General features: G+C 75.8%; 2 protein-coding genes. Both read left to right on the forward strand.

Features of this window, described 5'->3' with window-relative positions:
• The first annotated feature begins 153 nt into the window (after positions 1–153).
• Complete coding sequence (locus tag GTW67_RS26465) at positions 154–1,284, forward strand: aminopeptidase P family protein (RefSeq protein WP_161167298.1); 1,131 nt, start codon at positions 154–156, stop codon at positions 1,282–1,284.
• Positions 1,285–1,330: 46 nt separating this feature from the next.
• Positions 1,331–1,754 (forward strand): phosphotransferase (locus GTW67_RS26470; protein WP_237519040.1); only part of this gene is annotated, 424 nt, incomplete at its 3' end.

Consider the following 1,754-nt stretch of genomic DNA (forward strand, 5'->3'; position numbering starts at 1 on the left):
CCCCGCGACGCCGGCATGATCCAAACGACAGGCCCTAGGATCGGTGCCGGTGGGGGCGAGGTCCGCCGGGGTGGTTCGCCGACCGGCTCGCGTCGCCCTCTCGCCCCGGGCAGGATGCTGCCCGTGACGTCTTCGCCCGCCCAGGAGGCCCGGATGACCGGCACCACGCCCGCTGCTTCCTTCACCGCCGACGACTACCGGGCCCGCATGGGGCGCGCCGCGCGGGCCGCCGCCGACGCCGGACTGGCCGGGCTGCTGGTGGCCCCGGGCCCGGACCTCGTGTGGCTCACCGGCTACGCGCCCACCGCGGCCACCGAACGCCTCACCCTGCTCGTCCTCGCCGCGGGCCAGGACCCCGTCCTCGTCGTGCCGACGCTGGAGGCCCCCGACGCCGAGAAGGCCGTCGGCGCGCCCGCCCTGACCCTGCGCGACTGGACCGACGGCAAGGACCCCTACGCCGTCACCGCCGCGCTCCTCGACGACGCGGGGCGGTTCGGCATCAGCGACAACGCCTGGGCGATGCACCTGCTCGCCCTCCAGCGGGCGCTGCCCGGCACGTCGTACGCGTCCCTCACCGAGGCGCTGCCGATGCTGCGTGCCGTGAAGGACGCGGCGGAGCTGGAGCTGCTCGTGGCGGCCGGCGCGGCGGCGGACGCGGCGTTCGAGGAGATCCGCACGGTCCGGTTCGGCGGGCGCCGGGAGTCCGACGTCGCCGTGGACCTCGCCGCCCTGCTGCGGCGCTTCGGCCACTCGCAGGTCGACTTCACCATCGTCGCCTCCGGGCCGAACGGCGCCAACCCGCACCACGAGGTCGGCGACCGCGTCATCGAGGACGGCGACATGATCGTCCTCGACTTCGGCGGCCTCAAGGACGGCTACGGCTCCGACACCTCCCGCACGGTCCACGTCGGCGAGCCCACCGACGAGGAGCGCCGGGTGCACGACCTGGTCCGCGAGGCCCAGGAGGCCGGTTTCCGGGCGGTGCGGCCCGGCGTCGCCTGCCAGGAGGTCGACCGGGCCGCGCGCGCCGTCATCGCCGGCGCCGGGTACGGGGAGTACTTCATCCACCGGACCGGCCACGGCATCGGCGTCACCACGCACGAGCCGCCCTACATGATCGAGGGCGAGGAGCAGCCGCTCGTGCCCGGCATGTGCTTCTCCGTCGAGCCCGGCGTCTACCTGCCCGGCCGCTTCGGGGTGCGCATCGAGGACATCGTCACGGTCACCGAGGACGGCGGCCGGCGCCTCAACGACACGACCCGGGAGATGGTCATAGTGGAGTGAGCCGCCACGCACCGACCCGAACCCCCTGGAAGACGACGGCGCGACCATGACCCAGGCACCGACACCGACCGCGGACACGGTCCGCCGGCTGGTCCGTACGCTGCTCAGCGAGAGCGCGGCACCGGAGGTCCGGCCCGTCGAGGAGGGCGCCGAGCCCGCCACCTGGTGGGTCGGCGCCCGCCACGTGCTGCGGCTGGCCCCCGACCGGGAGACCGCCGTGCGCCAGCGCCGCGAGCTGCGCCTGCGCGACCTGGTCCGGCCGCACCTGCCCGTCGCCGTGCCGACGAGCGTGGCGCACGGCGAGTGGGCGCCGGGGCTGACGTACACCCTGGACGCCAAGGTGCCCGGCGGGTCGGGCGAGCAGCACACCGTGTCCGCCGTCGGCGAGGCCGACCTCGCGGCGCTGCTCACCGGGCTGCGCGAGGTGCCGGTGCGCCAGGCCGAGACGCTCGGCGTGCCGCGGTCCGCGC

The organism is Streptomyces sp. SID5910, assembly GCF_009862125.1.
In the GTDB taxonomy this organism is placed as follows: Bacteria; Actinomycetota; Actinomycetes; order Streptomycetales; family Streptomycetaceae; genus Streptomyces.